The organism is Bacillota bacterium (genome assembly GCA_030705925.1).
Lineage (GTDB): Bacteria > Bacillota > Clostridia > Oscillospirales > Feifaniaceae > JAUZPM01.
Map to the genome: position 1 here is coordinate 1 of JAUZPM010000096.1, position 6,493 is coordinate 6,493.

A 6,493-nucleotide genomic window follows, 5' to 3' on the forward strand; every position below is an offset into this window, starting at 1 on the left:
ACCAGGCCTGAAGCGATCAAGATGGCACCGCTTGTGCTTGAATTGAAAAAATATCCTGAAATAGATTCCTATGTAACGGTAACTGCACAGCACAGACAGATGCTCGATCAGGTGTTAGATGCGTTTCACATCAAGCCTGACTTCGATTTGAACATTATGAAGGAGCGGCAGACACTGGCAGAGATTACGTCTAACGCACTTGTAAGATTGGATGAGTTGTTTAAAGATATCAAACCCGATATTGTGCTTGTCCATGGTGATACGACGACGACGTTTGCCGGAAGCCTAGCCGCTTTTTACCATCAAATTGCTGTCGGTCATGTGGAGGCGGGGCTCCGTACAGGGAATAAGTATTCCCCGTTTCCGGAAGAGCTCAATCGACAGATGACAGGGGCGATTGCTGATTTGCATTTTGCTCCGACAGGCCAGGCGAAAGACAATTTATTAAAAGAAAACAAAAAGGCCGACTCTATTTTTGTAACGGGCAATACAGCGATTGACGCACTCAACACAACGGTTAGGGATGGTTACTCACATCCTGTTCTCGATCAGGTGGGTGAGGATAAAATGATTCTCTTGACCGCTCACCGCCGGGAGAATTTGGGTGAGCCAATGGAAAATATGTTCAAGGCTATCCGCAGAATTGTAGCGGAATTTGAAGATGTACAAGTCGTTTACCCTGTGCACCTGAATCCTGTTGTCCGGGAAGCGGCTCATAAGCATTTTGGTGATTCTGACAGAGTGCATCTGATTGAACCTTTAGAGGTGATCGATTTCCATAACTTTGCAGCGAAATCGCATTTTATATTGACCGATTCGGGCGGCGTGCAGGAGGAAGCCCCATCTCTCGGGAAACCGGTTCTTGTTCTGCGTGATACGACGGAACGGCCTGAAGGAGTGGAAGCGGGAACGCTGAAACTTGCAGGGACGGATGAGGAAAACATTTATCAGCTGGCAAAACAGCTGTTAACTGATCCTGATGAGTACAAGAAAATGTCCCAGGCTTCTAATCCGTATGGAGATGGAGAGGCTTCCCGCCGGATTGTGGAAGAATTGCTGTTTCATTACGGGTACCGGAAAGAACAACCGGATTCATTTACAGGCAAATAAAAAAGAAGCTTTGCACATTGTGCGAAGCTTCTTTTTGTTTTACTTTTCGAGGCTTTCCTTCAGCTCTTTTGTAATATCGGAAAGGGCGCTTTCATCAGCTTGGTAGTAGTAAATTCCATTGATTTTCGTGCCTGTACCTTTTAGTTCGTGCTGTTTAATATGTTTCCGCGCACCTTTGTAATCGGACTGGATATCCCACATGTTATCGAAGGTCAAGTTCGTTTTCACATTATCTTCAACAACTTTAAACATATCTCCGAATTTCGTGATGGAAGAAATATTAGCGCCTTTATTAATAATACCTTGGATGACTTGGCGCTGGCGGTCCTGGCGTCCGAAGTCGCCTCTCGGATCTTCTTTTCTCATCCGGGTATAAGCGAGCGCTTCTTTTCCGTTCAGCGTGATTTCTCCTTTGCCGAACGAATAACCGTCATAACTGAACGCGAATGTGCTGTTAACTGTAATGCCGCCAAGTGTATCAACAACGTCTCTAAAGCTTTCCATGTTCACTTTCACAAAATAATCAACCGGAACATCGAGGAAGTTCTCAACAGTGTCTACCGTCATCTGCGTGCCGCCGAAAGCGTATGAATGGTTGATTTTATCCATTGTGCCTTTTCCGATAATTTTTGTATACGTGTCACGCGGAATGCTGACCATGTCGGTTGTATTCGTTTTTGGGTTAACGGTCATATAAATGAGCGTATCGGCACGGCCCTTATCGCCGTCGCGTTCATCCACACCCATGATTAAGACGGAAAAAGGATCTTTTTTATTGATACTGACCTCTTTATCCCTCTTTTTAGATTTATCAATGCTTTCATGAATACTTGCCACGGTTGAAGCTGCTTTATGCCATAAGTAGTATGCATAGCCGCCAGTTCCGAGTACAAGAAGTCCGATTATCGTTAAAATTGTCAGTAATAAAGTTTTTTTCTTTTTTCTGCGTTCGTTTCTCATCCTTTGCACCTCGTCTGTTAAATTACTTTCATTATGAGTTAAATTTCCAATAAATACAACTCTATTTAATACAAGAATGAAATCCTAAAATAGTCGTTTTTTATAAAAAAAAGTTTCATTGTTTCTTAATTTTTCTTTAAAATATAAAATAGGTTGACGATAAAATATAATGAGGTGAAAAAAATGAAAAAATTTATTGCTTTACTGTTCTTTATATTGCTTCTTTCGGGTTGCGGGGTTAATAGTCAAAAGAGTCAAGGTGAAGATGTATCGCCAGACAGTAACATTGAAACAAAAGAAGGTACTTATGTAGGGTTAGCTGATACTCATACAATAGAAGTAACAGTAGATAATGAGCCGGTTAGTCTTGATATCACTGAAGAATCGACAAGTGATCTTGATAAGTTTAACAGTGGAGATAAGGTCACGATTACATATGAAAAAAATGATGAGGGTCAGCTTCTGTTAAAAGATATTGAACGTGCCAACTAAGATATAGGGAGGAACCTGAAATTTTGAAATCTTGCAAACAATTGATAGTGTGTTCACTTGCTGCAATCTTATTATTGATTCCATCAGTTTCTTTTGCAGCAGACTCAAACATCTCAGTTAAATTGTCAAATTATATTGGAAATAAATCTAGCATCAGTCTATCGCCAACAGGATTTTATAAAGTAACTGGAGATAATGTTGCTGTTACGGATCGTTTTGCAGGCGCTTCACGATACGAAACTGCGACTCTTGCATCCAACAGCCAGTGGAAAAATCCTAATACAGTGATATTGGTGAACCGAGATATTTTTATTGATGCATTGCCTGTTATTCCATTGGCGAAAAAACTGAACGCACCAGTTTTATTTACTCAGCCTGACACGTTAACAAAAACTACTGAAAGACAAATTGCTAAGTTTAACCCTGATAATATTTTAATCATTGGGGGAGCGCGAAGCATTTCAAAAGACGTAGAAAACAAGCTGAAATCATATGGCGCTGTGAAAAGGATAAGCGGAAAAAATAGATATGTCTTATCAGAAAATATTGCAAAGCAAATGGGCAGCTATGATAAAGCGATCGTTGTAACCGGAAGAGTATTTCAAGACGCTTTAGCCATTGCTCCATATGCAGCAGCACACGGATACCCTATTTTGCTTACAGAGAAAGACAAGCTTCCGGATTATGATTTGCCAAAACAAGTCATCATTATAGGCAGTTCATTTAGCGTCAGTGATAGTGTAGAAAACCAAATTAAAAAAACTTCAACTGTGCAAAGGATTCCTGGATCAACCAGATATGAACTTACGGCAAATATAATTAAGCAACTAAAGTTGAAGGCTGATAAAGTCGTAATGACGAACGGGACAAAATATGCAGACGTACTGATAGGCGCTTCGCTTGCCTCGAAGAAAAACAGCCAAATTTTATTTGTTAAACAAGATAGCGTTCCGGCTGCGGCTAAAAGTATAACGAAAGATAAAGCCACATATGCATACGACTTTATTGGAAGTACCAGTTCAATTTCTGCTGAAGTTGAGAATTCACTTGCTGATGAATTTTATTTAGCTGACGGTAGCACCTATAATCTAAAAATCAACAGCGGAAAATTAAACCTTGAAAACATCAAAACTTACGGAAACTCCCTAAGAATTAAACCAGAAAACTATTCTACTTCAAACAGAATTAGTCTTGATGGAAAGCAGTATCTTGGCACGGTTAATTTCTCTATTGAGTCTACTAAATATATCCGACCGGTAAATGAGAATATTCCATTTGAGGATTACTTAAAAGGAGTAATTCCGAATGAAATGCCTGCTAGCTGGTCACTTGAGGCTCTTAAAGCACAGACTGTCGCTGCAAGAACCTACTCAATAACAAAAACAGGAACTACTGTACCTGATACAACCGCTTTTCAAGTTTATGGTGGCTACAGTTGGAATTCGAATACCAATAAAGCGGTAGAGCAAACGAAGGGGAAAGTTCTGAAATATAATGGATCTCTTATAACTGCAGCTTATTCTTCCAGTAATGGTGGTTACACAGAAGCTAGTAATGAAGTGTGGTCGTCAAGTGTACCTTACTTGATTGCAAAAAAAGATACAAAGGATCCTCAAATAGGCTGGACGCTTACTTTGTCAAAACAACAGCTAGATACGAAATCTTTGGACTTAACGAAGCCTTCTTCTTGGTGGTCTTCAGCGACTGAAACTGATTCTGCAAGACTTTCCGGAGTTAAGAACTGGATCTTGAAAAATAAAGAAACAAGCGCTGATTCTGTCAAAATTGCAAGTATTGACGATTTAAGCTTTAGTGGAACGACACAAGGGCAGCGTGCAAAAACAGCATCGATGAAAGTGAAGTATTTTGTTAAAAGCAGTACTGGCTCCTATAACTTGAGCAAAATTACAACCATTAGTGTACCAACAAGTGAGTTAAGAACAATGATTGGAGCGACTGTATTTAAAAGTACTTATGTGACTGTAAAAAAAGATACTTCAAAGTACACAATCAGCGGTAAAGGATATGGTCACGGGATCGGAATGAGTCAATATGGAGCAAAAGCAAGAGCAGAAGCTGGAGATTCATATAGTTCAATTTTGAAATTTTACTATCCAGGTACAACTCTGACAAGTTATTGATTATTTTAGGATATAACGCCATTTAAGGAGGAAATCAATTGCGTTCTTATATAAAAGTCCTAACAATGTGTTTTCTGGGGCTCATACTTTTTGTGCCAACAGCTTTGGCCGATAATTCAGTGAAAAGAGTCGGGGGAAGCAATAGATACGGCACTGCTGTACAAATATCAAAGCAAATGTATTCAACAGCAAGTACAGCTGTAATTGTTGGTGGGAGTTCCTATGCAGATGCTATTTCAGCAGCACCCCTTGCTTACCAGAAGAATGCGCCATTGCTTTACACTAATTCTGATAAGCTTTCATATGAAACGAAAACAAGATTGAAAGAGATGCAGACTAAAAATGTAATTATTGTAGGCGGAACACCTGCTGTTTCTTCTAACACTGCTAACCAGATTAAAAGCTTGGGGATAAGTATTAAACGAATTGCAGGAAGCAACCGTTATGATACGGCTGCACGGGTGGCAAAAGCGATGGGTGCGACTTCAAAAGCTGTTATTTTGAACGGCTTCTTATATGCAGACGCTCCGGCCGTCATTCCTTATGCAGCGAAAAACGGGTATCCAATTCTTTTTACAAATAAAACATCTATAAATAGTGCGACTACGTCTGTGATAAAAGATAAGGGAATTTCGAGTACCGTTGTTGTAGGAGGCACTGGAAGTATCAGCAATACGGTATACAACAAGTTACCTTCTCCTACAAGAATTAGCGGTTCAAACAGATATGAGCTTGCTGCAAATATCGTACAAAAACTTAATTTATCAACAAGCACCGTATATGTAAGCAATGGATTCAGCTACCCTGACTCTATTGCAGGAGCTACACTGGCAGCTAAGAAGAAGCAATCTCTTATTCTTACAAATGGTGAAAATTTATCTACAGGAGCCCGTAAAATTATTGGAAGTAAAAACATGTCAAACTTTATGATTATCGGAAACACTCCTGCCGTAAGCACAAAGGTTGCTAATCAGCTAAAGAATCCAGTTGTAGGTGAAACAATCTTTATTGATCCGGGTCACGGTGATCAAGATTCAGGAGCAATCGGCAATGGACTCCTTGAGAAAGAAGTCAACCTTGATATAGCGAAAAGAGTCAATACAAAGCTAAATACTTCAGGTGCTCTTCCAGTACTGTCAAGATCTAATGATACTTTTTATTCTTTACAGGAGAGAGTAAATAAAGCAGCTTCTGCACAAGCAGATTTATTTCTCAGTATACATGCAAATGCTAATGATAGCTCATCACCAAATGGAAGTGAGACGTACTACGATACAACATATCAAGCTGCAAATAGCAAGAGACTGGCTGAACAAATTCAACCAAAGTTAGCGGCTAATCTTGGAACGAGAGACCGGGGAGTAAAAACAGCCGCTTTCTATGTTATTAAATATTCTAAAATGCCGAGTGTTTTAGTTGAAACTGCCTTTATCACTAATGCATCAGATGCAAGTAAATTGAAGCAAGCGGTTTATAAAGATAAAGCTGCACAAGCTATTCATGACGGCACAGTATCTTATTACAGATAATCGAAAGAGACAAATCTAATCACAGATTTGTCTCTTTTTTATATGAAATGATTAAAACAAATAGGACTTGTATATAAAATAGTAAAAGAGTATTAACAACATTTATCAGAAAAAACACGTAATTCACACTTCTTAACATACCATTTACATCCAATTAACATCCGTCTGCTAAACTGACTGGCATAGGTCATCATAACATCCCAAACAAATCGTGAGGTGTGTGTCAGTGAGTGCAGAGAAAAGCATGAATGTGAGTCGTGA

At 39.4% G+C, this 6,493-nt stretch carries 5 protein-coding genes; 4 read left to right on the top strand and 1 reads right to left on the bottom strand.

The features are described from left to right. Positions 1–1,110, top strand: a 1,110-nt coding sequence (wecB, locus tag Q8865_10715; protein ID MDP4153888.1) for a UDP-N-acetylglucosamine 2-epimerase (non-hydrolyzing), incomplete at its 5' end; no start/stop codon positions are given. Positions 1,111–1,149: 39 nt separating this feature from the next. Here wecB and lytR read toward each other — a convergent pair. Next, the gene (lytR, locus tag Q8865_10720) at positions 1,150–2,070 is read right to left on the bottom strand and encodes a transcription antiterminator LytR (protein ID MDP4153889.1); all 921 of its coding nucleotides are present in this window, start codon (positions 2,068–2,070) and stop codon (positions 1,150–1,152) included. A 183-nt stretch (positions 2,071–2,253) separates the two neighbouring features. On the opposite strand from lytR, the gene lytA reads away from it, so the two are divergent. Genes lytA through lytC form a run of 3 tightly spaced genes read left to right on the top strand, consistent with a single transcriptional unit; the run spans position 2,254 to position 6,232 of the window. Beyond that, a complete protein-coding gene (lytA, locus tag Q8865_10725; protein ID MDP4153890.1) occupies positions 2,254–2,562 on the top strand; it encodes a membrane-bound protein LytA in 309 nt (102 codons plus the stop codon). Between the two features lie 23 nt (positions 2,563–2,585). Beyond that, complete coding sequence (locus Q8865_10730; protein MDP4153891.1) at positions 2,586–4,703, top strand: SpoIID/LytB domain-containing protein; 2,118 nt, start codon at positions 2,586–2,588, stop codon at positions 4,701–4,703. A 38-nt stretch (positions 4,704–4,741) separates the two neighbouring features. Then, positions 4,742–6,232, top strand: a complete 1,491-nt coding sequence (gene lytC / locus Q8865_10735; protein MDP4153892.1) for an N-acetylmuramoyl-L-alanine amidase LytC — start codon at positions 4,742–4,744, stop codon at positions 6,230–6,232. Positions 6,233–6,493 lie beyond the last annotated feature (261 nt).